The organism is Streptomyces endocoffeicus (assembly GCF_016741935.1).
GTDB classification, from domain to species: Bacteria; Actinomycetota; Actinomycetes; order Streptomycetales; family Streptomycetaceae; genus Streptomyces; species Streptomyces endocoffeicus.
Window position 1 is genome coordinate 442,153 of sequence record NZ_JAERRG010000002.1, and the last position, 23,283, is coordinate 465,435.

Genomic DNA, 23,283 nt, shown 5'->3' on the forward strand with positions numbered 1-23,283 from the left:
AGGGCCCCCGCGCGAGTCGACCGCGCGGGGGCCCTTTTCCGTTCTCCATCGGCTTCCGGCTGTCGGCTCAGCCGCGGCGGCCCACCAGCTTCCAGGCGGCCGGGAGCACGCCCATCGCCAGGGCGGCCTTCAGGGCGTCACCGATCAGGAAGGGGGTGAGCCCGGCCGCGATCGCCTCACCGAGGGAGATATGGGTGGCCAGCGCCAGGTACGGGACGCCCACGGCGTAGGTGACCGCCGAGCCGACCGCCATGGTGCCCACGGTGCGCAGCACCCCGCGGTCGCCGCCGCGCCGGGCGAGCGCGCCCACCACGGTGGCCGCCAGCAGCATGCCGAGCACATAGCCGAACGACGGCATGGCGGCGCCGGAGCTGCCCTCGGCGAACCACGGCACGCCCGCCATGCCGACCAGGGTGTACAGCGCCAGCGACAGGAAGCCGCGCCGGGCGCCCAGTGAGGTGCCGACCAGCAGGGCGGCGAAGGTCTGGCCGGTCACCGGCACCGGCGAGCCGGGGACGGGCACCGAGATCTGGGCCGCGAGACCGGTGAGCACGGCGCCCCCGATGACCAGCGCGGTGTCCCGGGCCAGGACGCGCCGGGCGGGAAAGACCGCGTCCGCGAGGACCGTACCGGGTGTGGCGGCGGCAGAAACCGTGCTCATCAGCGATGCTCCCAGGTCAGAGGGTGGATACCGGGACGCTAACCCAGCGTGGGGGCCGCGGACACCGTCGGATGGCCACAAAGCCGGACGCATCGGCTTGGCAGCTTCCGGCAGACGGCCCTGATACGGAGCGTGACGCGAGTGTTCGATATCCAGAAAAGATTGTCCGCGATGTTGTCCCCATAGGACACGCCCTTCACACTAGGGACGTTTTGCATCCGCCACCGGCGCTCGTAAGGGACAGAGAAGAAGAATGAACCGGACACCCGCGTCCTCGGCGCCATCGGGCGCCGCCGAGGCGACCGGCACGGGCGCGAGCGCCACGCCGCCGCTCTCCCACGGCCTCAAGCAGCGCCATCTGTCGATGATCGCCCTCGGCGGCGTGATCGGCGCGGGGCTGTTCGTCGGCTCCGGCGCCGGAATCGCCGCCGCCGGTCCGTCGATCGTGGTCGCCTACGCGGTGTCCGGGCTGCTGGTGATGCTCGTGATGCGGATGCTCGGCGAGATGTCGGCGGCCAACCCGGCCTCCGGCTCGTTCTCCGTGCACGCCGAGCGGGCGATCGGGCCCTGGGCGGGGTTCACGGTGGGCTGGATGTTCTGGATCCTGCTGTGCGTGGGCATCGCCGCCGAGGCGATCGGCGCCGCCGGGATCATGGTCCAGTGGTTCCCGGGCAGCGAATCCTGGATGTGGGTCGCCCTCTTCATGGCGATGTTCTGCGGCACGAACCTCGCGGCGGTCAGCAACTTCGGCGAGTTCGAGTTCTGGTTCGCCGCGCTGAAGATCGCCGCGATCACGGTCTTCCTCGCCCTGGGTGTGCTCGCGATCCTCGGCGTCCTGCCGGGCACCGACGCCCCGGGCGGCTCCCACCTCAGCGGTGACGGCGGCTTCCTGCCCAATGGCGTGAACGGCCTGGTCGTCGGCCTGCTGGCCTCCGTCTTCGCCTACGGCGGCCTGGAGACGGTGACCATCGCGGCGGCCGAGTCCGAGAACCCGGTCAAGAGCGTCGCGGGCGCGGTGCGCACCGCGATGTGGCGCATCGCCCTCTTCTACGTCGGCTCGATGCTGGTCGTGGTCACGCTCATCCCGTGGAACGACAAGTCCGTGGTCGAGGAGGGCCCGTACGTGGCCGTGCTCAACCACCTCGACATCCCCGCGGCCGGCGACATCATGAACGTGATCGTGCTGATCGCGCTGCTCTCCGCGATGAACGCCAACATCTACGGCGCCTCCCGGATGTCCTACTCCCTGGTCACCCGCGGCGAGGGCCCCGCCTTCCTGGGCCGGGTCACCGGCGGCGTGCCCCGCCTCACCGTGCTCGCCTCCTCCTTCTTCGGCTTCGTCGCGGTGCTGCTCAGCTACTGGTGGCCGGACACCATCTTCAAGTGGCTGCTCAATATGGTCGGCGCCGCGGTGCTGGTGGTCTGGGGCTTCATCGCCGCCGCCCAGCTGCGGATGCGGAGCCGCCTGCAGCGGGAGGCCCCGGAGAAGCTCGTGGTGAAGATGTGGCTCTTCCCGTATCTGACCTGGGTCGCCCTGGCGGCCACGGTCGGGGTGCTGGTGCTGATGCTGCGCGAGGCCGACACCCGCAGCCAGCTGTACGCCACGGCCGTGATGGCGATCGCCCTCGCCATCATCGGATACGTACGGCAGCGGGTGGCGGCGCAGCGGCAGCCGGGCTGATCAGGGCCGGGCTTCGGCCTCGGCCTGCCATTCGGCGAGCCACTCGCGGTTCTCGATGACGAACAGGTGCTCGGATCCGAGCACCTGTTCGCGGCGTTCGATGAGTTCCTGGAGCGTCGCGATGGCCTCGCCGTACTTGCCCAGCCCACGGGCGACCCGGGCGGTGAGGGACAGTACCGCCAGGGTCAGCGGGTGTTCCGGCCCTTGCAGCCGGGTCCGGTCCGCCAGCGTTCGGCGGGCCACGGACTCCGCTTCCGCGTAGCGGCCGAGAACGCGCAGTCCTTCGCCGTAGCAGTGATGGGCCAGGACGGTGGTGAGGTGATCGGGCGGGAGGAGCTGGGCACAGTCCTCGATGACCTGTGCCGCTTCGTCGAACTCTCCTGACCTGCCCAGCTGCGACAGGGGTTCGAGGGTCGACACTCGGCTGAAAAGCGTCTCCGCGGCATCCGCGCCCAGTACCCGCCGTTGGCCGTCGACCGCGCTGCGGAACGACCGCACGGCCTCCTCGTTACGGCCCACCAGGTTCAGGGACAGCGCCAGGCCCAGATGGCTCCGCAGGGTCTCCGGGTGGTCCGGGCCGAGGATCCTCTCGCGCGCGGCCAGCGTCTGCCGATGCACCGCCTCGGCGTCCGAGAAGTGTGCCAGGTAGTGGAGCGCCCAGGCCTCGGCGTCACGCGCGGCGAGAAAGACAGGGTGTTCCCTCCCCAGGCACCGCTCGGCGGCATCCGCGGCGTACCGGGCCTGTTTCAGGGCACCGGGGTGGTTCCCCGCGTGACGCATCAGCCGAGTGATGCGCACCGCCAGCCCGACAGGCCGTTCCCCCGGGGCCGTCCGCAGCAGCCGGGAGATATGCGGGGCGAACAGTTCCCACCCCGTGGGAGTACCGGTGGGCACGGCTTCGTCCGGCGGCAGCGCCGCCTCCAGCAACCGGCCCGCACCCTCGGCCAGCGCCGCGCGTTGCGCGTCCGGAACCCCGGCGGCGACGCTGTCCAGCAGCACCCCATGAGCCTCCACGCACCGGCGCCCGTCCGCCTCGACCATCCCGATCAGCGAATGGTCGAGCAGTCCGCGCAGCGCGGGCTCGACCCGGTCCGCCGCGAGCGGCGGGTCGAGATGGCCGAAATCCACCTCACCCCGTGCCACCGGCATCAGCACGGACAGCGGCACCGGGTCCGCCGCCCAGCAGGACAGCAGCCGTAGCAGGGTCGTCGCCTCCGGCAGGCTCTGCCCGGCAAGGGCGTCCAGGGACAACTGCCAGGTGCGGCCGACGAGATGGCGGGACTGGCCGCTGCCGGAGCCCGCCGCGCCCCGGTCGACGAGTGCCGTCGAGTCCTCGCTCAGTTTCCGGTCGTACTCGTCCATGGACCACGATTCCAGGAGTTGATGCGACAGATGCGAGCCCGCAAGGGTCAGGGCCAGCGGCAGACACCCCAGCCGTCGCGCCACCTTCCGCGCCGACTCGGCGGTGCCCGCGTCGGGGGCCAGGTCGCACAGGACCTGCGCGGCGTCGGCCTCGGGAAGGACGCCGACGGGGTGCCGGGCCGACCCAGCGCCCCGCCACAGCGGCGACGTCGCGTGCCGCGTGGTCACCAAGACGGTACCGAGGGGGCTGGTGCGCAGCCAGCCGCCCTCCTCCAGGGCCGTCGGGTCGTCGGCGTTGTCCAGGACCAGCAGCCAGCGCTGGGCGGAGTGGTCCAGGTAGTGCCAGACCAGGTCGGCCGCGGCGCGCTGACCGCCGGCCGCGGCGGCCAGCTCTCCTGCCGTCGCGCCCCGGTCGCCCGCCACGGCGAGCATGCCGCCGCGCAGGGAGATCCGCTCCGAGGCGTTCACCCAGAGCCCGACGCGTCCGTGGTCCCTTACGGCTTCGGTGAAGAGCGCGTGCGCCACCGCCGTCTTGCCGCAGCCGCCCAGGCCGTGCAGGACGTGGATGTCGCCACCGGGGCCGGTGACGGCCGCTCGCAGCCGCTCCATGAGGTCGGCGCGGTCCCGCAGGATGCCCGGCGCCCGGCCGACGAGCGGCACCCTTACGGAGTCGGGGACCGACGCGCCCCGGGGCGGCCGGGCGCCGACGGGCTGTGGTGCGAGGAGGGACCCCGGTCCGGCCCCGTAGTGGTGGTGATGCTCCTCGATGTACTGGTCGCCGCCGGTCTGGAAGACCCGGCCCTGCCCGGACGCGCGGCCGTCGATCGGCATGGGGTCGCTCACCGCTCGGTGATGTGCTGGTCGCGCCCGGCCTGGTAGACCCGGCCGCTGCCGGACGCCTCGGCCGTCATACGGATTTCGCCGACGGCGGGGCGCTGATCGGGGAGGCTGGGGCTCAACTCGTCGAGGATGCGGCGCAGTTCGTCCGCCACCTCCGGCTGGGCCATCAGCAGTCGACGTACCCGGCCCTGCCATTCGGCGGCCAGCTCCGCCTCGGACTCCGCGTCGCCCGTCTCACGTGCGAGCAGCAGATCGTCGCGGCTGGCCTCGAACTCCTCGCCGATGCCGTCGGCCCTGTTGGGCTGGAACCTCTGCCAGAGCGAGACCAGGCCGTCCCTGGCCGACTCCCAGGCAGTGGTGGCCATCAGCGTGACCATGGTGGTGCCCGCCGTCCTCGCGAGATCGGCGATCTGCGGATCCATGCCCTCCCCCTTCGAGCGACCTTTGATCATAGGGCCGCCGTTCTTCCCGCATAGGGATCGGATCAAGCCACTACGGATGCATGTCGCCGCAGGACCCGGAAACGCTCTTGCTGTTAGCCTGTACTTGCAAGTTAATTGCAATAAGCGGTCCGAAGGGCTTCGCATGGCCATCTACACACTTCCTGAACTTCCGTATGACTACTCGGAGCTGGCCCCGGTCATCAGCCCCGAGATCATCGAGCTGCACCACGACAAGCACCACGCCGCGTACGTCAAGGGTGCGAACGACACGATGGAGCAGCTCGCGGAGGCGCGGGACAAGGATCAGTGGGGCTCGATCAACGGGCTCGAGAAGAACTTGGCCTTCCATCTGTCCGGCCACATCCTGCACAGCATCTACTGGCACAACATGACCGGTGACGGTGGCGGCGAGCCGCTGGAGAGGGACGGTGTCGGGGAACTGGCCGACGCCATCGCCGAGCACTTCGGGTCCTTCGCGGGCTTCAAGGCCCAGCTGTCCAAGGCCGCCGCCACCACCCAGGGCTCGGGCTGGGGCGTGCTGGCGTACGAGCCGGTCAGCGGGCGGCTGGTGGTCGAGCAGGTCTACGACCACCAGGGGAACGTGGGGCAGGGCTCGGTGCCGATCCTGGTCTTCGACGCCTGGGAGCACGCCTTCTATCTGCAGTACAAGAACCAGAAGGTGGACTTCATCGAGGCCATGTGGAAGGTCGTCAACTGGCAGGATGTGGCGCGCCGTTACGCGGCCGCCAAGCAGCGCGCCCACAGTCTGCTGCTGGCCCCGTAACCGTGGTCCGGAGCGCTCAAGACCCCCTGCCCGCGTGATCGTCTTCTCACCGAACACCGGGCAGGCGGAAAAGGGGCCCCCGCGCGGTCGACTCGCGCGGGGGCCCCGCCGTTCAGCCGCCGACGATCTGGACGCCGTCGGCGCCCGGGAGGTCCTGGACGCTGATGGTGTCCGGGCCCCCGCTCACGGTCACCGTGTTGGCGCCCTTGGCCAGGGAGAGCAGGACGGAGACGGTGCGGCGGGCGGTGGCGGAGCCGGTGGGCGGCAGGGCGAGCGTGGTGGCGTACTGGCCGCCGACGCGCAGGGTGGCGGTGCGCGGGGCGGCGTCGCCGTTGGCGTAGGTGAGGTCGGCCAGTTTCAGCCCCGCCGTCTTGGCGGTGACGGTGAAGGAGCCGGTGGTGCTCTGGTACGCGGTGCCGGGGGCCTCCGTGCCCGAGACGGTCAGCAGGATGGCCTCCCCGGCCGGGACGGTGGCCGTGTAGCCGCCGCTGTGGCTGCCCACCGAGGCGCGCTTCCAGACGTCACGGACGGAGGCGGCGGCGCCGGTCAGCCCGAGGTCGGTCCAACGGGCGGTGATGGGCTTGGCGGCGGAGGTGCGGTTGAGCAGCAGCACGGCGCGCTTCCCGGTGCCGGACAGCACCTTGGCGTACACCTGCAGCCCCGCGGTGTCCTCGGCGGCCTTCACGCCCTGGAGCCCGCGCGGGTCCTGGTCGACGGCGATGACCTCGGGGTTGGTGAGGGTGGCCGCGGTCTCGCGCGTCATGGTGGTGAGGTCGTTCCCGGCGAGCAGTGGGGCGCCGGAGATCGCCCAGAGGCTCATATGGGTGCGGTCGAGCGTGGCGTTGGAGCCCTTCATACCGACCATGAGCATGTCCGGGTCGTTGTAGTAGCCGGTGTGCTGGGCGGTGGGGTGCAGGCCCTGGTCGAAGTTGGACAGCATCGCGGTGGGCGAGGGCGTCTGGCCCCAGTAGATGATGTCGGTGCTGGTACGCCACAGATCGCCCACGCCCGCGGCCCAGTTCCACGGCCGCCCCGAGCCCCATTCGCACAGCGACAGCACCAGGCGGCGGCCGGTGACGGCGGTCGCCGCCTTGTTCGCCTCGCTGAGCGCCCGGTAGGTGGTCTCCTGGTCGAGCCCCTCGTCCTGGCCCCCGCACCAGTCGACCTTGACGTAGTCGAAGCCCCACTCCTGGAAGGCCCGCAGATCCTGCTCGTAGTGGCCCTCGCTGCCGCTGCCCGGGGCGGGCGGGGTGCCCGGCGGGGTGGGATAGAAGTAGCCGCAGCCGTTCTTTCCGGCGTCGGTGTAGATCCCGGCCTTGAGCCCCTTGCTGTGGATGTAGTCGGCGATGGCCTTCATCCCGCTGGGCCACTGCTTGGTGTCGACGGTGATGTCGCCCTTGCTGTCGCGGGTGCCCCACCACCAGCCCTCGTCGATGTTGACGTACTCGTACCCGGCCTCGCCCATGCCCGAGGACACCAGCGCGTCCACCTGAGCCTTGATCGTGTCGTAGTCGATCTGGCTGGCGAGGCTGTTCCAGGAGGCCCAGCCCATGGGAGCGGCGGGTACGTCGGTCTGCGGGGCGGCGGCCAGGGGCTTTCCGGTGGCGGGGGCCGTATTGGCGGCGTAGGGCGCATCGGCCGAAGGCGCCGCGTACGCCACGGTGCCCAGCCCGGTGAGGTCGAACCCGGTGAAGCCCATCCCGGTGGCGGTCAGCAGACCGGCCAGCAGCGCCCCGACCAGGCGCCTGGGCCTGGGCCGTGGCCGTTCGTGGCGGGATAAGCGCGGCGGGCGGCGGAGGCGGCGAAGGGCGGGACGCATCAGGAACCACTCCCATTCGGTATGTCGAACCATGTTCGCGATATGGGCCGTAGCTGGTCTCCGAAGGATTCTGTGGACCCGGTCGTTCGGTGACAAGAGGTGTGCGTGGGGAAACTGTCCCCTGACGTCACCGTCACCCCGCACCGAGGGAGTCCTTACCGTGTCCGCTTCGCCCCACCGCGCCGAACAGGCGCCCCTCGACGAGGAATGGCGGCTGCGCCGCGAACTCGCCGCCGTCTACCGCCTGGTGGCCCACTTCCGGATGGCCGACCTGATCTTCACGCATATCTCCGTCCGCGTCCCCGGACCCGAGCACCACTTCCTGATCAACCCGTACGGCCTGCTCTTCGAGGAGATCACCGCGTCGAACCTGGTCAAGGTCGACCTCTCCGGCCGCCCCGTCGAGGACACCCCGCACCCCGTCAACCCCGCCGGTTTCGTCATCCACAGCGCCATCCACGCCGCCCGCCCCGACGCCCACTGCGTCCTGCACACCCACACCAAGGCGGGCTGCGCCGTCGCCGCGCAGGAGGACGGTCTGCTCCCGCTCAACCAGATCTCCATGGAGTTCTACGACAGGGTCGGCTACCACGACTACGAGGGCGTCGCCCTCAACCTCGCCGAACAGCGCCGCCTCGTCGCCGACCTCGCCGACCACCCCGCCCTGATCCTGCGCAACCACGGTCTGCTGACCGTAGGCGAGACCCCGGGCGAGGCGTTCCTGCGGATGTACTACCTGGACAAGGCGTGCGAGATCCAGACCACGGCCATGGCCGGAGGCGCGAAGCTCACCATGCCCGACCCGGACATCTGCGAGCTCACCGCCCGCCAGCTGGCGGGCGAGGACCACGGCTCCGACTTCCAGGACGACCAGGCGTACACCCTCGCCTGGTCCGCCCTCCTCCGCCTGGTGGAGCGCATCGCACCCGACCACCGGGACTGACGGGGCTGATGATTCGGGGGTGCTGGGTAGGAACACCTGCCGCAGGAATTCGGCTTCGGCTCGGGCATGACCTGCTGGCGACGGCTGAACTCATTCCGAGGGAAATGTTAAGGCGGCGTGCGGCCCATGGAAGTCTTTTCTGGGGCCATGCGAAGCCCTGTACGCGAAGCGCTGCCGGTTCGCCACAAGGCTGTTCCGTCCACAGCGGAAGAGGAAAGGCAAGGAAACCACTACTCCTTGCCATGCTCAACGTATAGCGCACTGGGGGGCTTGCGGCAAGCCCCCGATCTTGCCGCAGAATCGCCAGCCGAGACCAGAATCTGCGGCGGCAGGGACCGACCGCCGGAAGGAGCGGGTATGAAGTTCGCGGTTACCTACAACGGCGGTCAGTCGGGCGATGATCCGGATCAGCTCGTCGCCTATGCGCGGCACGCGGAGGCGTGCGGGTTCGAGGGCCTCTATCTGCCCGAGCGCCTCGTCCTGTTTCCCGGGGCGAAACTGCACAATTTCGAAGTGCCGCTCTCACGCCCGTTCCTCGACCCGCTCGACACCCTCGCCTATGTCGCTGCCGCGACCGAGCGGCTCCTGCTGGGCACCGGAGTGCTGCTGCTGCCGTATCGGCATCCGGTGGTGCTCGCCAAACAGCTGGCGACCATCGACGTCTTGTCCAAGGGCCGGATGCGGTTGCTGACTGTCGGATTGGGCCTCCTCCCACAGGATGCGTCGGCGACAGGGATCGACTTCCACACCCGTGGGCGACGCGCCGACGAAGCGATCGACGCGCTGCGCCTGCTGTGGTCGGGCGGCGAAGAGGGCGTCAGTTTCCGGGGCGAGTTCTTCTCCTTCAACAATCTCGTGCAGTCCCCGAAGCCGTACCAGGCGAGGACGCTGCCCATCCACGTCGGTGGGTCGAGCCGTCGCGCCGCACGTAGGGCCGGCCTGCGTGGAGACGGATATTTCGCGGGAGGTGCGTTGGCCCTTCAAGAACGCACGGCTCAGTGGAAAGTGGTCCGCGCAACGGCAAAGGAGTCCGGGCGGGACCCGGATCGCCTCGAATACACGCGGTGGGCCGGAATCAACATGACCGGCGAAGAGCTGTCAGAACTCGCCGCCCAAGGTGTCACCCGTGTCGTCGTCAGCGCCACAGCCGAAGACCCGAACGAACAGCATGACGAGCTGTCACGATTCGCAGAACGCTTCATCGTCAAAGACACCGATATTGAGACAGAGGCGTAATCAGAAGTTGACGCTTCGCTGAGTGCGGAGTGAGACGTGCGCCGGCATCTGTCCCTCGATGCACCACCAGCCCGCGTGATCCTGTGGACCAAGCGAGACCTTGGGTCAGGGGCGGAGCGGGTCGCGCATCATGGCGGCGAACACCGGAGAGTCGGGGAACGGTTGCTGCGTTCCGATCTGGCGGTATTTCCAGGACTCGTAGACGGCTTTCAGTCGACCGTTCGCAGTCTGCGGGTTGACCAGGAGTGTGACGCGTTGTTCTGCGCGTCCGGCAAGCAGTTCTTCGTGAAGCCGACGGGCAATGCCGGTACCCCGCCAGGGGGCTCGGACGAGGATTTCGTTCAGGGCCAGAGTCCGGTCACCCGTCTCCCGCGTGTAGTCCTTCGAGAGGGGCGGCTTCATATCCTCCCACCACGCGGTGCTGGGACCGAGTGGTGTTGCGAAGACGTAGCCCACCGGCTCGCCTGCTTCCTCGGCGACAACTGCTTCCCAGCCGGGACGGGAGGCATAGCTGCTCAAGCGTTCGTCGAAGCGGTCGACGGCGTAGAAGGGCCGATCCAACAAGCCGAAGTCCCCACGTACCTCGACGTGAATATCAAGCAGGAGCTGACGCACCTTCTCCACGTCGGTCACATGGCGGAAACTGACGGAGCTGGTATCGGTCATGCGATCGCCGTCCTATGGTCGAGCCAATCGTGGGCTTCGCGGGTGTCTGATGCCATGGCATTCAGCCGGTGTGTGAAATCGCCCAGAATTTTGCGGACGCGTCCTTGCCGGGCCATCTCCGCAGGGACAGCTTGGGCGGTAGCTACCGCCGGTTCGATGTCGCCCTGACCAAGCTGCGCGAGGGCGAGATTGGCGTGGGTCAGGGCGCGGTTGCGCTCCAGATCGGGGCGCAGCCGGGTGAGGCAACGGTGAGCACGATGTTCCGCTTCCACCCACTGGCCAAGACTGAGGTACGCGAACGTGGCCAGGTTGTCGAGTTCAGCTTGGTCGAAGAAGCGCATCCATGCTGGCCTGCGGAGGGATTGATCGGCGCGGTCGAACGCTTCCTGCGCTTGGTCGAGCGTGCGTAAGGCAGCCTTCGCATCGCCGGAGTCGGCATGGTCAACCGCGAGACGCGCCAGCGCGAGCGAGGCGAACAAGGGATCCCGACGGGTGATCGCCGTGGCGCGTGAGACCTCGGAGGCGGCCATGGCGTCGGTGTGGCGACCAAGCTGGTAGTAGAGCGCACTGGCGTGCCCCCAGACTCTGAACTGCACGGCTGAATCGCCCGCCAGCCCTGACAGCGTCACGGCCTGATTCAGATGGTCCTGTGCGACGTCCAGGCGGCGGCCATCGATGGCGGCCCACATAGCGCTGGTCGCGAAGGCGGCGGCGACAGCGTACAGCTCAGATCGGATACGGCTTGAGGCGGCACCACTCTGTTGCAGGCTCAAGGTTTCCCGGGCGAGGGCGGCTGCGTGTCGCTCAAGGTCCAGCGTGCCGCCGTAGCGGTCGTCCATGGCCACCAAGGCGGCGAGCTTGCCGTTCAGACGGTCTACGTCGGCGGACCCCAAACGACGCGGACCGGCGGCGTTGGGTGCGGCCAAAGACGCGCCGGCGGCAGTCGCAGCCGTAAGGAAGGCACGTCGGTACAAGGGATCCTCCTCAGGAGAGGCAGGAATCGGGCCAGTTGGGTGGCCCCTCGGTTGGAACCCTAACTGGACGGGTGTGTGGCCGGTGACCCGTTCCAGGGCGATTCGCTGGCGCGCATGGGGCCAGGCGATTTCACCCGAGAGCCAGCGGAAGACGCCGCGTTCGGTGCATGTGCCGTACGAACCCGTGAATTCGGCGATCGCGGAATTGAGCCGCTCGGCGAGCTCGTTGGTGGTGACCTTGTGCTCGGCCATCCAGGCGGCAAGGGCATCATTGCGTGTTCGCGGCATAGCGGAACGTTAGATGATCTATCGTCCGATGTGATCCCCAAAAGCGTCAAAACGACAGGGCTCCGCCTGTGGGTCACTCGTGGATACGGCATGCACACACGGGACTCCTCTCGGTTACCTGGTTGTCCGCGGACGCGCTTCGCTCCATGCTCCGCTCTCCAGGAAGGACCGACCATGCCCGTGCAGCCCTCGAATGACACGCGCCCCGCCGCGACCGGCCGCCCTGCCTACAGCCAGTCCCTGCCGTGCGAGGCGGAGTCGGCGATACGGGCCCGGCGCCTGGTGCGTGCCGCGTGTACCGCATGGGGGCTGGCCGATCTCGCCGAGGCGGGAGCTCTGATCGTCTCCGAACTGGTCGCCAACGCCGTCGCCCACAGCGGCAGCCGCTGTCTTCGCGTCACCGTCTCCCGTCCGGGCCCGCGCCGGGTGCGGGTCGCCGTCATCGACAAGTCCCGCACGTACCCGGTGCGTCGGACGCCGAGCGCAGAGGACGAGAACGGGCGGGGGCTGGCGATTGTCGAGGCCATCAGCGCCCGTTGGGGCACGGACGGGCTGCCCTGGGGGAAACGCGTCTGGGCCGAGTTACGTACGCCCCACGAAGAGAAGTGATCCACCACCGTCAGGAGGCATCCGCATGTTCGCTCACTCCGACCGACTCCCCGCCGGGACACCCCTGCCCTCGGGAGCCATCAGTCCCGTCCCCTGGGGCTTACGACGCATGGCCCCCTATCCGGCCTTCGCCCCGGGATACGCTCGCGCGGAACTGGATCCGGTTACCCAGACGACCCGCTATTTCAACGCTCGCGGTCAGGCGATGGAGATGCCGGGCCATGGAACCAGCACCGGCACCAATCCCGCCACGAACACCGGCAACCCGTCGGACGGCGCCGGGCCGGGCGGTTCCGGCGGCGGCGACCAGGACACCGGGAACGACAGCGACCAGTGATCGACACACGCCCGGTACTGGTCGTCACCAATCTGGACGACCCCACGACCGACCTGGTGATCGAGGAACTGCACGGCAGGGGCGTCCCGGTCGTGCGCTTCGACTCCGGGGATTTCCCCTGCACGCTGTCGGTCGCGGCCACCGTCACACGAACCGGCATCGCCGGAACGCTGACCACACCTTCCAGGACAGCCGATCTCAGCCGCACACGGTCGCTGTACTACCGGAGGCCCTCCGGATTCGCCTTTCCGCATCTGGACGACCAGGCGGCACGCTTCGCCATTACCCAGGCCCGATACGGTTTGGGCGGCGTGCTGGCCGCCCTGCCCGGCTGCTGCTACGTCAACCATCCGCACCGCATCGGAGACGCCGAGTTCAAGCCTTCCGGCCTCGCTGCCGCCGCCGAAGCCGGTTTCCGTATCCCGCCAACGCTGATCACCAGTGCCCCGGACGCGGCTCGGGCGTTCATCAGGCGCCATGCGCCGGTGATCTACAAACCGTTGTCCACGCCGCTGTACCGCGTGGGGGGTGCGTCGTGCACGGTGGAGGTAGCCGAGGTCACGCCTGACGAGATCGAAGAGGGCGTGGCCGGTACCGCCCATCTGTTCCAGCAACGCGTGGACAAGGTGGCGGACGTCCGGGTGACGGTGATCGGCAGGCGGGTGTTCTGCGTCCGTATCTGCTCCGACCTGTTGGACTGGCGCACCGACTACAGCCGATTGACGTACGACGTCGTCCAGCCACCGGACGGGATCACCGAGGCGCTGTTCGGCTACCTCACCCACTTCGGGCTGGTCTTCGGAGCTTTTGACTTCGCGGTGGACCGGGACGGGCGATGGTGGTTTCTGGAATGCAATCCCTCCGGCCAGTGGGCATGGCTGGAACCGGAGACCGGGCTGCCGATGATGGCGGCGATGGCCGACCTGCTGGAGAGGGAGCCGCGATGAGGGACGACGAAAGGCTTCGGGCGCGGCTCGGCGAGCGTTTGAGGGAAGCAGGCTGTCTGTGCACCGCGCCATGGCGGGCGGCCGTGGAGGCCGTCCCACGTCATGAATTTCTGCGGGGCGGATTTTTCGAGCAGCTCCCAGGGACCTTACCGACCGCCTGGCGCCCCGTACTCCCGGATGGGGGCGGACGGTGGCTGGAACGCTGCTACGCCGATGAATCCCTGGTCACTCAGGTCGCGGGCACAGTGGTTCCCGGAGATATCCGGGGAGAGATCATGCGGGCCCCCACCTCGTCCAGCACGATGCCGAGCCTCGTCGTGAGGATGTTGGAAGAGCTACGGGTCGAGGACGGACACCGCGTCCTGGAGATTGGCACCGGTACCGGCTACTCGACCGCCTTACTGTGCCATCGGCTTGGCGATGGATCGGTGGTGTCGGTCGAGGTGGACCGCGAGGTGTCCGGGCGAGCTGCCGCTCCCCTGGGAGCCTGCGGCTACCAGCCGGAGCTGGTGGTCGGCGACGGTCTGGCCGGGCACCGGGACGGCGCTCCCTACGACCGGGTGATCGCCACTTGCGGGGTCCTGACCATGCCCGGGAGCTGGATCGACCAGACCAAGCCCGGCGGAATCGTGCTCGCCACAGTGGGCGGCTGGCTGTACGCCTCCGAACTGGCCCGGCTCTCCGTTCATGGCGACGGCACGGCCTCTGGCCGCTTCCTCGGTGGACAGATCTCGTTCATGCTGGCCCGCCCGCACCTGCCCCCGCCGCTTGGACTGCTCCCTGACCTCGGCAGCGGGGAGGAGCGGCGGACGACACTCGGCCCCAACCTGCTGACAGGGGACTGGACGGCCCGGTTCGTCGCCCAGCTGGCGGTCCCCCGCGCCCAGCACATCAGCATGACCATCGAGGGGCGGACGCAGCAGATCCTCATCGATGTGGAGGCCGGAGCCTGGGCGGTGCTGACGGAGGCCGACGGAGGCTGGACAGTCCGGCAGGGCGGGCCGGTCCGGCTCTGGGACGCTGTAGAGGCCCAGGTCGCACGCTGGCGCGCGGATGGCGCACCGGCGCTGGACCGGTTCGAGATCACCGTGACGCCGGACGAGGGGCAGGTCATCCGCTGGCCCGGCGGGCGGCGGTCGCGCGGCTGAGCCCGAAGGCGGTCGTCTCCGCTTCGCAAAGGGCCCCCGCGCGGATGGCTCGCGCGGGGGCCCGGCGGGGCTCGCGGTGGTCAGCCCGCCGGTTCCGGCTCGCGTCCCCGGTTCCGGCGCAGTGCGCGGGCGGCCATCGGGCCGGCCAGGGCGATCAGGGACAGACACAGGATCGCGGCGGAGAGCGGACGGGTGAAGAAGATCGTCCAGTCGCCCTCGCTGAAGGCCATCGCGCGGCGGAACTGGGTTTCCGCCATCGGGCCCAGTACGGCGCCCAGGATCAGTGGGGCGACGGGATAGCCGGTGCGGCGCATGCCGAAGCCCAGGAGGCCGAAGAGCACCGCGATGCCGAGGTCGACCGCGTTCTGGGACAGGGCGTACACCCCAAGGGCGGCGAAGACCAGGATGCCCGCGGTGAGCAGGGGGCGGGGCAAGCGGAGGAGCTTCACCCACAGCGGGATCAGCGGCAGGTTGAGCACGAGCAGCATCACATTGCCGATGTAGAGGCTGGCGATCAGCGTCCAGACCAGCGCCGACTGGGTCTCGAACAGCTGGGGGCCGGGCTGCACGTTGTACATCTGGAACGCGATCAGCAGCACACCGGCCGTCGCCGAGGTGGGGATGCCCAGCGTCAGCAGGGGCATCAGCACCCCGGAGAACGCGGCGTTGTTGGCGGCCTCGGGGCCGGCCACGCCCTCGATGGCGCCCTTGCCGAACTCCTTCTTGTGCCGGGACAGCCGCTTCTCCACGTTGTAGCTGAGGAACGTGGGGATCTCCGCGCCGCCCGCGGGCAGGGCGCCGATCGGCAGCCCGATCGCCGTACCCCGCAGCCACGGCTTCCAGGACCGCCGCCAGTCCTCCGGGCTCATCCCGATCCTGCTGCCCACCGGGAGCATCTGCTCCTCGGGCGCCCGTCGCATCCGGGCCGCGGTGTAGAACGCCTCCCCGATCGCGAAGAGGCCGACGGCGACGGCCACGATCTGCACGCCGTCGTACAGCTCCGGCACTCCGAAGGTGTAGCGCGCCTGGCCGGTCAGGCTGTCGATGCCGACGAGCCCGATGGCCAGGCCCAGGAACAGGCTGCACAGCCCGCGCGCGGGGGCGTCGGCCACGACTGCGGTGACCGTGGCGAAGGCGAGGACCATCACCGCGAAGTACTCCGCGGGCTGGATCTTCTCCGCGATCTGCGCCATGGCCGGGCCCGCGAAGGTGATTCCCACGGTGGAGATCGTGCCCGCCACGAACGAGCCGATGGCGGCCGTGGCGAGCGCGGCCCCGGCGCGCCCGGAGCGGGCCATCGGATGGCCCTCCAGGGTGGTGGGGACCGACGCCGTCTCTCCGGGCACGTTCAGCAGGATGGCCGTGGTGGAGCCGCCGTACATCCCGCCGTAGTAGATGCCCGCGAAGAGCACCAGCGCGCCGGTGGGGTCGAAGACGAAGGTGAGCGGGAGGAGCAGCGCCACCGTGGTGGCGGGGCCCAGGCCGGGCAGCACGCCGACCAGCGAGCCGAGCGTGCAGCCCGCGAACGCCAGCAGCAGGTGCAGGGGGCTGAACGCGCTGCCGAAACCGCCCATGAGGTCGTTGAGGACATCCATGGTCAGAACGCCAATCGGACGATGCCGGGCGGCAGGTGGATGCCCAGCAGACGGTCGAAGAGGAAGTACACGGCCAGCGCGAGCACCAGGCCGATCAGGGCGTCACGGAGGATCCGGCGGCTGCCGAGCACCCGCGCGACCAGCGTGAAGAGCACGGCGGTCGACTGCCAGTAGCCGCAGGGGGCGAGCGCGAACAGATAGCCGACCAGCAGCGCCAGCAGGGCCGCCACCGGGCGCCACTCGGTCAGCCGGGCCTCCTCGCGCGCCTGCTCGGCCAGCGCCGGGTCGCTGCCGCGGAACGCCTGGACGACGGCGACCGAAGCCGACACGCACAGCCCCACGCCGACCAGCAGGGGGAACGCCCGGGGGCCCACGTCCTGGTCGATGGCCCCCTCGGGGATGGCGAAGGCCCAGCCCAGCACGGCCACGCCCGCCGCGAGGAAGAGCAGCGCGGCTATCCGGGGGCTCCAGGGCCGCTCGTCGGGCGGGGCCGCCGCGCTGTCCGCGGCATCGTCCGCCGGGTTCGCCGTGGCGTCCCTCGTGCTCACCGCCTCGTCCCGCGCGCTCATGAGCCGAGTCCCACGGCCGTGAGCGCCTGGCCGACCTGGCGCTGCTGTTTGTCGATGAGGGCGCCGTACTTCTTCCCCGGCACCCACACGTCCTTCCAGTCGTTCTGCCGCAACGCCCGCTTCCAGCACGAAGTCCGGCGCATCCGGTCCACCACCCTCACGATCGCCCGCTGTTCGTCGTCGTTCAGCCCGGGCGGGGCCATGACCCCGCCGACGCTCACCACGGACTCGTCCCCGTAGCCGAGTGCGCCGAGGGTGGGAGCGTCGATGCCCTCGGGAGCCTTGTCGCCGCTGACCGCGAGGACCCGCAGCTTCCCGGCCTCGATCTGCGGCCGGAGCTCCGTCAGCGTGGAGATGCCGACCTTCGAGGCCCCGCTCAGCAGCAGATTGAGCACCTCCCCGCCGCCACCGGTGGGCACATACGTGACCTTGCGCGCCGAGACGCCCTCGGCCTTGGCCAGGCCGGCCACCATGATGTGATCCGGGCCGCCCAGCGAACCGCCCACCCAGGACGTCCGCTTGGGGTCCTTCCGCATGGCGGCCAGCACCGAGCGCAGGTCGTGGAAGGGAGAGCGGGCGGGCACCACGATCGCGGAGGTGCTGACCGTGAGCCCCGCCACGGGGGTGAGCTCGGACAGCTTCACGGGGGAGTGGTTCTGGATGGCGCCGCCGATCATGGTCACCGTGTCCATGGTCATCAGCTGGTACGGATCGCCTTCCCGTCCCGCCATCCGGGCGAGCCCGATGGTGCCGCCCGCGCCCGGGGCGTTGGTGACCGTGACGTCCTCGTCGATGATCTCGCAGCTGGTGAGCGCGGAGCCGATGCCGCGCGCCCGCGAGTCCCAGCCGCCGCCGACGCTCCCGGGAGCGAGGATCGAAAGCCCCCGGGACGGGTAGTCGGCGACGGCGCCCGAGTCGTCCAGCGAACCGATGGTGCACGCACTGCTCACCGTGGCCACGAGGGCGACCACCACTGCCAGACGAGGGCCGTTCCTGAGGAGAGGGGGCATTGGGGACGCTCCAGGCGAGGGAGGGGAAGCCGAAGTGGGCTGGAGCTTGCGCCTCCGTCGGCGGCCCGTACAAGACGATTGACTCGAAGGCGTCAATGGCCGACGCTGCCCGGATGCCCGTCGTGATCGAGCTGGGGTCCGCCCCGGAGCACCGCATCAGCACCCGTCTGTCCCCGCTCGCCGAGCTGTGCGCCTGTCTGCACGCGCTGGACGGGCCACGCCACCATCCGGCCAGCAGGCGCTGGGTGGGCGCGGTCCTTCAGGGCGCGGACGAGCGGCTGCTGGAGCGGGCCGGCGAGTGGGCGCCGCTGTGGGGCGCCTTCCGCGCCCGCTATCTGCTGCCCCTCACCCCGGGCCCGGAACGCGAGCTGGAGGAGGAGCTGGCGGAGATCGCGCGGCTGGACGAGGAGACGTTCACGACCATGACCGAGCAGGCGCTCGTCGGCAAGAACGGCCACGGCCCGGGGTCCGGGCACGGCCCGGGGTCTTTGCATGGTCCGGGTTCCGGCCATGGTCCGGGTTCTGGCCATGGCCTGAGTTCCGGTCATGGCTCGGGCGCCAGCCACGGGCCGGGGTCCGGGGCCCGGCGCGGTGGCCGCGCGCCGGAGCGCTTCCTGGCCCGGCTGCGGCAGCTCTCCGAGCGCCGGTTCGCCCTGGGGCTGCGGCTGCTGGCCGATCCGGCCGGTTTCCGGGACGGCCTCCTCGCCTTCCTGTCCGCCGTGGCCGAGGAGGTCTTCGAGGCGGAGTGGACGCGGCTGCGCCCCACCCTGGAGGCCGACGCCCGGGTCCGCTCCCATGAGCACTCCCGCTACGGGGCGGCGGTGCTGGCCGGATTCCCCACCGCCCGCATGGAGCAGGACCCGCCCCGGGTGGTCTTCGACAAGCTCTACAACGCGCGGGCCAGCCTCACCGACAGCCCCTGTCTGCTGGTGCCGTCGCTGCACATCAACCCGCATCTCGCGATCAAGCATTACCCCGGCTACCCGGTCGTGGTGCAGTACCCGGTACGCGACAGGGCGGGTGCGGAGCCGACCGCCCTGGACGTGGTGATGCGCGGGCTGCGGGCGCTGGACGAGCCACTGCGCATCCGGATGTGCCGGGCGCTGCTGCGGCAGTCGATGACGACGACGGAGCTGGCCACCCAGTTCGAGATGACACCGCCGCAGATGTCGCGGCATCTGCGCAAGCTGCGGGAGGCCGGAATGGTGCACACCCACCGGGAGGGGGCGCGGGTGCACTACCAGCTGGACGAGGCGGCGGTGCGCAATCTCGGCGTCGACCTGCTCTCCGCGCTGCACCGCTGAGACATACCGGCGGAGGCATGAGACGGAAGTATCGGCGGAGGTATTGACGCTCAGGCGGCAATCATCTTGAGCGCGCGCCGACCGTTGCGGATCGTGGCGGCACCCGCGACGGCAGAAGGAAGCGATACGTGACCACCCCCCGCGTCAAGACCACCAAGGCGTTCTACCGCACCGGCTCCACCACCTGGTTCGCCTCCCGGCACGACCAGCGGTTCTCGTACGGCCTGCACATCCCGTCCGTCCACGAGACCACCGACACCCCGCTGCCGCTCATGGTGATCCAGCACGGCACCGGGCGCACCGCGTCCCAGTACCGGGACGCGATGGCCGAGTTCTCCGAGCGGCACGGCTGTGTCGTGCTCACCCCGATGTTCCCGGCGGGCATCGACGACCCGGAGGACCTGCACAACTTCAAGTTCATCGAGTACCGCGGGATCCGCTACGACGAGCGGCTGCTCGAGATCGTGGCCGAGGCGGGGGAGCGGTTCCACATCGACACCGAGCGCTTTCTGCTCCAGGGCTTCTCGGGCGGCGGGCAGTTCGCGCACCGCTTCCTGTATCTGCACCCCGACCGGCTGTGCGGAGTGTCCATCGGCGCGCCCGGCCGGGTCACGCTGATCGACCCGGACCGCGAGTGGTGGCTGGGCACGAAGGGGTTCGAGCAGCGCTTCGGGGCCCCGCTGCGGCTGGACGACATCCGTAAGGTGCCCGTGCACATGGTGGTCGGGGCGGAGGACACCGAGACCTGGGAGATCAACAACCCCGGCGACTCCAACTGGATGGACGGCGCCGACGCCGTCGGCCACACCCGCGTGGAGCGCATCACCGCGCTGCGGGACAACTACACCGAGCTGGGCATCGACGTCACCCTCGACATCGTGCCCGGGGTCGGGCACCGGGGGATGGGGGTGCTGGACGCGGTCCGGCGCTTCGCGGAGCGGGTCCTTCCGCGCGTCGTCTGAGCCCTGTGGCCCTGTGGCCCTGTGGCCCTGTGGCCCTGTGGACCCATGGGCCTGTGGGCCCATGCGCCCACAGACATGGCTGTGCCCCCGGGCGGCGATACATCGGCCGCCACCCAGGGGCACAGGGGAATCAGAATCAGCGGAGCGCGTTCCTACGGGGCCGCCCGCTCCTTGGGGGCGGGGTCCGAGGAGGCGGCCGGGGCGGTGGAGCGGCCGGCGGTGAGGCGGTCCTTTACCAGGGCGAGGGCCACCACGAGCACGGCCACCAGCGCGGAGAGGATCACCTGCTCGCGCCCGTCCTTGTCGGTGAGCATATAGACCAAGACGAACGAGATCATCGCGATCGTCGCCCAGGTCAGATACGGGAAGAGCCACATCCGGACGATCAGCTTCTCGGGGTTCTCGCGCAGGATCATCCCGCGCATCCGCAGCTGGCTGAAGCAGATCACCAGCCATACGAAGAGCGCGACCGCGCCCGAGGAGTTCAGCAGGAAGGTGAAGACGGTGTCCGGCCACTGGTAGTTGAACCACACCGCGACGAAGCCGAAGACGACCGAGCCGAGGATCGCGGCCGCCGGCACACCGCGGGCGTTGGTGCGGGCGAAGGCGGCCGGGGCGTCGCCGCGCTGGCCGAGCGAGAAGGCCATGCGGGAGGCGGTGTAGAGGCCGGAGTTCAGACACGAGAGCACGGCGGTCAGCACGATCACGTTCATGATGTCACCGGCGTGCGGTATGCCGACCGAGTCGAGCGCCGCGACATAGCTGCCCTTGTCGGCGATCGCCTTGGAGTCCCAGGGCAGCAGGGTGACCACGACGAAGATCGAGCCCAGGTAGAAGACCGCGATACGCCAGATCACGCTGTTGGTGGCCTTGGTGACCGCCCGCTGCGGGTTCTCGGACTCACCGGCCGCGAGGGTGACGATCTCGCTGCCCATGAAGGAGAAGACCACGAGCAGCACACCGGTGAGGATGGCGCCCGGCCCGTTCGGCAGGAAGCCGCCGTGGTCGGTGAGGTGGGCCAGGCCCGCGCCCTCGTTGTTCGAATGCGGCAGCAGCCCGAACACCGCGAGCCCGCCGACCACGATGAACGCGGCGATCGCCACGACCTTGATCCCGGCGAACCAGAACTCGAACTCACCGTAGGAGCCGACCGAGACCAGGTTGGTCGCGGTGAGCACCACCATCACGATCAGGGCCCAGCCCCACTGCGGGACGGCCGGCCACCAGCCCTCCAGGATCTTGGCGCCGGCGGTGGCCTCGACCGCCAGCACCACGACCCAGAAGAACCAGTACAGCCAGCCGATGGAGAAACCGGCCCAGCGGCCGAGCGCCCGGTCGGCGTAGGCGGAGAAGGAGCCGGAGGTGGGATTGGCGGCGGACATCTCGCCGAGCATCCGCATGACGAAGACGACCATGAGGCCGACCAGCGCATACGAGACGAGAATGCCCGGGCCGGCCTTGGCGATGCCGGCGCTGGAGCCGACGAAGAGGCCGGCGCCGATCACGCCGCCGATCGCGATCATCGAAAGATGGCGGTTCTTGAGTCCCGCCTTGAGGCCGTCGGGTGAGCCCGGGTCGCCGGGGGGCCGCTGCTGCTCCGGCGTGGTCGCAGGTTGTGCGCTCATGTGCTCGATTCCTTTGCTCTCGCGTTACGAGCGACGCCAGTGAATCTCAGGAGGTCGGCCAGTTGAACCTTTGAATCCAGATTGTTACTTGAGGTTTTCATGAGGTTCTTTGGCATTACAGGGATTTATGCGATGCCTACCCTGGGCGGCGAGGGCCACACGGCCATGACACACTCGGTACATGCGCGTGTACCTCGGCTCCGACCATGCCGGTTTCGAACTCAAGAACCACCTCGTTGAGTGGCTCAAGGCGGCCGGCCATGAGCCCGTCGACTGCGGCCCGCACATCTACGACGCCCAGGACGACTACCCGCCGTTCTGCCTGCGCGCCGCGGAGCGGACCGCCGCCGACCCGCGGAGCCTCGGCATCGTCATCGGCGGATCCGGCAATGGTGAGCAGATCGCGGCGAACAAGGTCAAGGGGGTGCGCGCGGCGCTGGCCTGGAGCGAGGAGACCGCGGCCCTCGGCCGTGAGCACAACAACGCCAATGTCATCAGCGTCGGCGCCCGGATGCACACCCAGGACGAGGCCACCAAGTTTGTCGAGATTTTCCTGAACACCCCGTACTCGGGCGAGGAGCGGCACACCCGCCGTATCGAGATGCTCACGGGTTACGAGACCACCGGCGAGCTGCCGCCCATCCCGGCCCACCATCCGCAAGGCGACTGATGCCCGAAGGGCACACCATCCACCGGCTGGCCGCCGACCACCTCGAGACCTTCGGCGGCCGGCCCGTCCGGGCCACCAGCCCACAGGGGAAGTTCGCCGACGGCGCCGGACTGATCGACGGCCGGCGGCTGCACCACGCCGAGGCGCACGGCAAGCACCTCTTCCTGGACTTCGCGGCCACCGGCTGGATCCATGTCCACCTGGGGCTCTTCGGTACGTACGCCTTCGGCCCGGCCCCCGCCCCGCCGCCCACCGACACCGTCCGGCTGCGGCTGGCCAACCCCGAGGGATACGCGGATCTGCGCGGCCCGACCGCCTGTGCGCTGATCACCGACGGCGAGAAGCAGGTGATCCACGACCGGCTGGGCCCCGATCCGCTGCGCCCGGCGGACGACGGCGAGCGGGCCTGGGCCCGGATCTCCCGCAGCCGGGTCAGTGTGGCCGGGCTGCTCATGGACCAGAAGGTGATCTCCGGGGTCGGGAACGTCTACCGTGCCGAGGTGCTCTTCCGGCACGGGATCGACCCCTACCGGCCCGGCCGTGCGCTGACCCGCGCCGAATGGGACGCCATATGGGCCGATCTGGTGGCGCTGATGCGCGAGGGGGTGCGGAACAACCGGATCGATACGGTCCGCCCCGAGCACACCCCCGAGGCGATGGGCCGCCCGCCGCGCGTGGACGACCACGGCGGTGAGGTCTATGTCTACCGGCGCGCCGGACAGCCCTGCCACATCTGTGGTGGCGAGATCCGCGCCGCCGATCTCGCCGCCCGCAATCTCTTCTGGTGCCCTGACTGCCAGAGAGCCTGAG

General features: G+C 69.7%; 22 protein-coding genes. 12 read left to right on the forward strand and 10 right to left on the reverse strand.

From position 1 onward, the window contains the following. Positions 1-67 precede the first annotated feature (67 nt). Entirely contained in the window at positions 68-661 is a 594-nt protein-coding gene (locus tag JK364_RS09310) for a biotin transporter BioY (RefSeq protein ID WP_201849520.1), read from the reverse strand. Positions 662-914: 253 nt separating this feature from the next. On the opposite strand from JK364_RS09310, the gene JK364_RS09315 reads away from it, so the two are divergent. Then, complete coding sequence (locus tag JK364_RS09315; RefSeq protein ID WP_201849522.1) at positions 915-2,342, forward strand: amino acid permease; 1,428 nt, start codon at positions 915-917, stop codon at positions 2,340-2,342. On the opposite strand, the gene JK364_RS09320 is transcribed toward JK364_RS09315, so the two are convergent. Both JK364_RS09320 and JK364_RS09325 read right to left on the reverse strand, forming a co-directional pair. Continuing rightward, entirely contained in the window at positions 2,343-4,547 is a 2,205-nt protein-coding gene (locus JK364_RS09320) for a tetratricopeptide repeat protein (RefSeq protein ID WP_201849524.1), read from the reverse strand. Continuing rightward, positions 4,544-4,966, reverse strand: a complete 423-nt coding sequence (locus JK364_RS09325) for a hypothetical protein (protein WP_201849526.1) — start codon at positions 4,964-4,966, stop codon at positions 4,544-4,546. The genes JK364_RS09320 and JK364_RS09325 overlap by 4 nt, the downstream gene beginning before the upstream one ends. Positions 4,967-5,129: 163 nt before the next feature. On the opposite strand from JK364_RS09325, the gene JK364_RS09330 reads away from it, so the two are divergent. Next, entirely contained in the window at positions 5,130-5,771 is a 642-nt protein-coding gene (locus JK364_RS09330) for a superoxide dismutase (RefSeq protein ID WP_201849528.1), read from the forward strand. Positions 5,772-5,883: 112 nt separating this feature from the next. Here the strand turns inward: JK364_RS09330 and JK364_RS09335 are convergent, their stop codons facing one another. Beyond that, positions 5,884-7,623 (reverse strand): alpha-galactosidase, encoded by a 1,740-nt coding sequence (locus tag JK364_RS09335; protein WP_307841202.1) that lies wholly within the window; start codon positions 7,621-7,623, stop codon positions 5,884-5,886. Positions 7,624-7,750: 127 nt separating this feature from the next. Here JK364_RS09335 and JK364_RS09340 point away from each other — a divergent pair, with 127 nt between their 5' ends. After that, a complete protein-coding gene (locus JK364_RS09340) occupies positions 7,751-8,533 on the forward strand; it encodes a class II aldolase/adducin family protein (protein WP_307841203.1) in 783 nt (260 codons plus the stop codon). Between the two features lie 357 nt (positions 8,534-8,890). Then, the gene (locus tag JK364_RS09345; protein ID WP_201849532.1) at positions 8,891-9,769 is read left to right on the forward strand and encodes a TIGR03619 family F420-dependent LLM class oxidoreductase; all 879 of its coding nucleotides are present in this window, start codon (positions 8,891-8,893) and stop codon (positions 9,767-9,769) included. A 105-nt stretch (positions 9,770-9,874) separates the two neighbouring features. Here the strand turns inward: JK364_RS09345 and JK364_RS09350 are convergent, their stop codons facing one another. Together JK364_RS09350 and JK364_RS09355 are read right to left on the reverse strand one after the other, a co-directional pair. Then, positions 9,875-10,435: a GNAT family N-acetyltransferase gene (locus tag JK364_RS09350; RefSeq protein ID WP_201849534.1), complete on the reverse strand. Its 561-nt coding sequence runs from the start codon at positions 10,433-10,435 to the stop codon at positions 9,875-9,877. Further along, positions 10,432-11,697, reverse strand: a complete 1,266-nt coding sequence (locus tag JK364_RS09355) for an NsdA family TPR-like regulatory protein (protein ID WP_230991638.1) — start codon at positions 11,695-11,697, stop codon at positions 10,432-10,434. Before JK364_RS09355 ends, JK364_RS09350 begins: the two co-directional genes overlap by 4 nt. 174 nt (positions 11,698-11,871) lie before the next feature. Between JK364_RS09355 and JK364_RS09360 the strand changes: the two genes are divergently transcribed. From JK364_RS09360 to tgmC, 4 genes are read left to right on the forward strand one after another with little or no spacing between them, the layout of a single operon-like run. Further along, positions 11,872-12,306, forward strand: a complete 435-nt coding sequence (locus JK364_RS09360; RefSeq protein WP_201849536.1) for an ATP-binding protein — start codon at positions 11,872-11,874, stop codon at positions 12,304-12,306. Positions 12,307-12,331: 25 nt separating this feature from the next. Continuing rightward, entirely contained in the window at positions 12,332-12,643 is a 312-nt protein-coding gene (gene tgmA, locus JK364_RS09365) for a putative ATP-grasp-modified RiPP (protein ID WP_137965773.1), read from the forward strand. After that, positions 12,640-13,590, forward strand: a complete 951-nt coding sequence (tgmB, locus tag JK364_RS09370) for an ATP-grasp ribosomal peptide maturase (RefSeq protein WP_201849538.1) — start codon at positions 12,640-12,642, stop codon at positions 13,588-13,590. Before tgmA ends, tgmB begins: the two co-directional genes overlap by 4 nt. Then, positions 13,587-14,738 (forward strand): ATP-grasp peptide maturase system methyltransferase, encoded by a 1,152-nt coding sequence (tgmC, locus tag JK364_RS09375; RefSeq protein WP_201849540.1) that lies wholly within the window; start codon positions 13,587-13,589, stop codon positions 14,736-14,738. Before tgmB ends, tgmC begins: the two co-directional genes overlap by 4 nt. An 80-nt stretch (positions 14,739-14,818) precedes the next feature. Here the strand turns inward: tgmC and JK364_RS09380 are convergent, their stop codons facing one another. The 3 genes from JK364_RS09380 to JK364_RS55170 are packed head-to-tail and all read right to left on the reverse strand — an operon-like array spanning position 14,819 to position 17,912. Continuing rightward, positions 14,819-16,333, reverse strand: a complete 1,515-nt coding sequence (locus JK364_RS09380) for a tripartite tricarboxylate transporter permease (protein ID WP_201849541.1) — start codon at positions 16,331-16,333, stop codon at positions 14,819-14,821. Between the two features lie 2 nt (positions 16,334-16,335). After that, positions 16,336-16,902, reverse strand: coding sequence for a tripartite tricarboxylate transporter TctB family protein (locus tag JK364_RS09385; RefSeq protein WP_230991639.1), 567 nt, complete (start codon positions 16,900-16,902; stop codon positions 16,336-16,338). After that, entirely contained in the window at positions 16,899-17,912 is a 1,014-nt protein-coding gene (locus JK364_RS55170; RefSeq protein ID WP_230991640.1) for a Bug family tripartite tricarboxylate transporter substrate binding protein, read from the reverse strand. Before JK364_RS55170 ends, JK364_RS09385 begins: the two co-directional genes overlap by 4 nt. 113 nt (positions 17,913-18,025) lie before the next feature. On the opposite strand from JK364_RS55170, the gene JK364_RS55175 reads away from it, so the two are divergent. Both JK364_RS55175 and JK364_RS09400 read left to right on the forward strand, forming a co-directional pair. Then, positions 18,026-19,216: a DUF5937 family protein gene (locus tag JK364_RS55175; protein WP_230991641.1), complete on the forward strand. Its 1,191-nt coding sequence runs from the start codon at positions 18,026-18,028 to the stop codon at positions 19,214-19,216. Positions 19,217-19,344: 128 nt separating this feature from the next. Next, entirely contained in the window at positions 19,345-20,178 is an 834-nt protein-coding gene (locus JK364_RS09400) for an alpha/beta hydrolase (RefSeq protein ID WP_201849545.1), read from the forward strand. Between the two features lie 152 nt (positions 20,179-20,330). Here the strand turns inward: JK364_RS09400 and JK364_RS09405 are convergent, their stop codons facing one another. Next, positions 20,331-21,803: an amino acid permease gene (locus JK364_RS09405; protein WP_201849547.1), complete on the reverse strand. Its 1,473-nt coding sequence runs from the start codon at positions 21,801-21,803 to the stop codon at positions 20,331-20,333. Positions 21,804-21,984: 181 nt separating this feature from the next. On the opposite strand from JK364_RS09405, the gene JK364_RS09410 reads away from it, so the two are divergent. Beyond that, positions 21,985-22,473 carry a ribose-5-phosphate isomerase gene (locus tag JK364_RS09410; protein WP_201849549.1) on the forward strand — a complete coding sequence of 163 codons (489 nt, stop codon included), beginning with the start codon at positions 21,985-21,987 and terminating at the stop codon, positions 22,471-22,473. Continuing rightward, the gene (locus JK364_RS09415; RefSeq protein WP_201849551.1) at positions 22,473-23,282 is read left to right on the forward strand and encodes an Fpg/Nei family DNA glycosylase; all 810 of its coding nucleotides are present in this window, start codon (positions 22,473-22,475) and stop codon (positions 23,280-23,282) included. The genes JK364_RS09410 and JK364_RS09415 overlap by 1 nt, the downstream gene beginning before the upstream one ends. Position 23,283: the final 1 nt, after the last annotated feature.

Excerpts from the sequence above, each read along its gene's own strand:
- JK364_RS09350 (WP_201849534.1), bottom strand. The coding sequence starts at position 10,435 with ATGACCGATACCAGCTCCGTCAGTTTCCGCCATGTGACCGACGTGGAG.
- JK364_RS09345 (WP_201849532.1), top strand. The coding sequence starts at position 8,891 with ATGAAGTTCGCGGTTACCTACAACGGCGGTCAGTCGGGCGATGATCCG.
- JK364_RS09405 (WP_201849547.1), bottom strand. The coding sequence starts at position 21,803 with ATGAGCGCACAACCTGCGACCACGCCGGAGCAGCAGCGGCCCCCCGGC.
- JK364_RS09410 (WP_201849549.1), top strand. The coding sequence starts at position 21,985 with ATGCGCGTGTACCTCGGCTCCGACCATGCCGGTTTCGAACTCAAGAAC.
- JK364_RS55175 (WP_230991641.1), top strand. The coding sequence starts at position 18,026 with ATGCCCGTCGTGATCGAGCTGGGGTCCGCCCCGGAGCACCGCATCAGC.
- JK364_RS09380 (WP_201849541.1), bottom strand. The coding sequence starts at position 16,333 with ATGGATGTCCTCAACGACCTCATGGGCGGTTTCGGCAGCGCGTTCAGC.
- JK364_RS09330 (WP_201849528.1), top strand. The coding sequence starts at position 5,130 with ATGGCCATCTACACACTTCCTGAACTTCCGTATGACTACTCGGAGCTG.
- JK364_RS09360 (WP_201849536.1), top strand. The coding sequence starts at position 11,872 with ATGCCCGTGCAGCCCTCGAATGACACGCGCCCCGCCGCGACCGGCCGC.
- JK364_RS55170 (WP_230991640.1), bottom strand. The coding sequence starts at position 17,912 with ATGCCCCCTCTCCTCAGGAACGGCCCTCGTCTGGCAGTGGTGGTCGCC.
- JK364_RS09355 (WP_230991638.1), bottom strand. The coding sequence starts at position 11,697 with ATGCCGCGAACACGCAATGATGCCCTTGCCGCCTGGATGGCCGAGCAC.
- JK364_RS09315 (WP_201849522.1), top strand. The coding sequence starts at position 915 with ATGAACCGGACACCCGCGTCCTCGGCGCCATCGGGCGCCGCCGAGGCG.
- tgmC (WP_201849540.1), top strand. The coding sequence starts at position 13,587 with ATGAGGGACGACGAAAGGCTTCGGGCGCGGCTCGGCGAGCGTTTGAGG.
- JK364_RS09325 (WP_201849526.1), bottom strand. The coding sequence starts at position 4,966 with ATGGATCCGCAGATCGCCGATCTCGCGAGGACGGCGGGCACCACCATG.
- tgmA (WP_137965773.1), top strand. The coding sequence starts at position 12,332 with ATGTTCGCTCACTCCGACCGACTCCCCGCCGGGACACCCCTGCCCTCG.
- JK364_RS09415 (WP_201849551.1), top strand. The coding sequence starts at position 22,473 with ATGCCCGAAGGGCACACCATCCACCGGCTGGCCGCCGACCACCTCGAG.
- JK364_RS09385 (WP_230991639.1), bottom strand. The coding sequence starts at position 16,902 with ATGAGCGCGCGGGACGAGGCGGTGAGCACGAGGGACGCCACGGCGAAC.
- JK364_RS09335 (WP_307841202.1), bottom strand. The coding sequence starts at position 7,623 with ATGGTTCGACATACCGAATGGGAGTGGTTCCTGATGCGTCCCGCCCTT.
- JK364_RS09310 (WP_201849520.1), bottom strand. The coding sequence starts at position 661 with ATGAGCACGGTTTCTGCCGCCGCCACACCCGGTACGGTCCTCGCGGAC.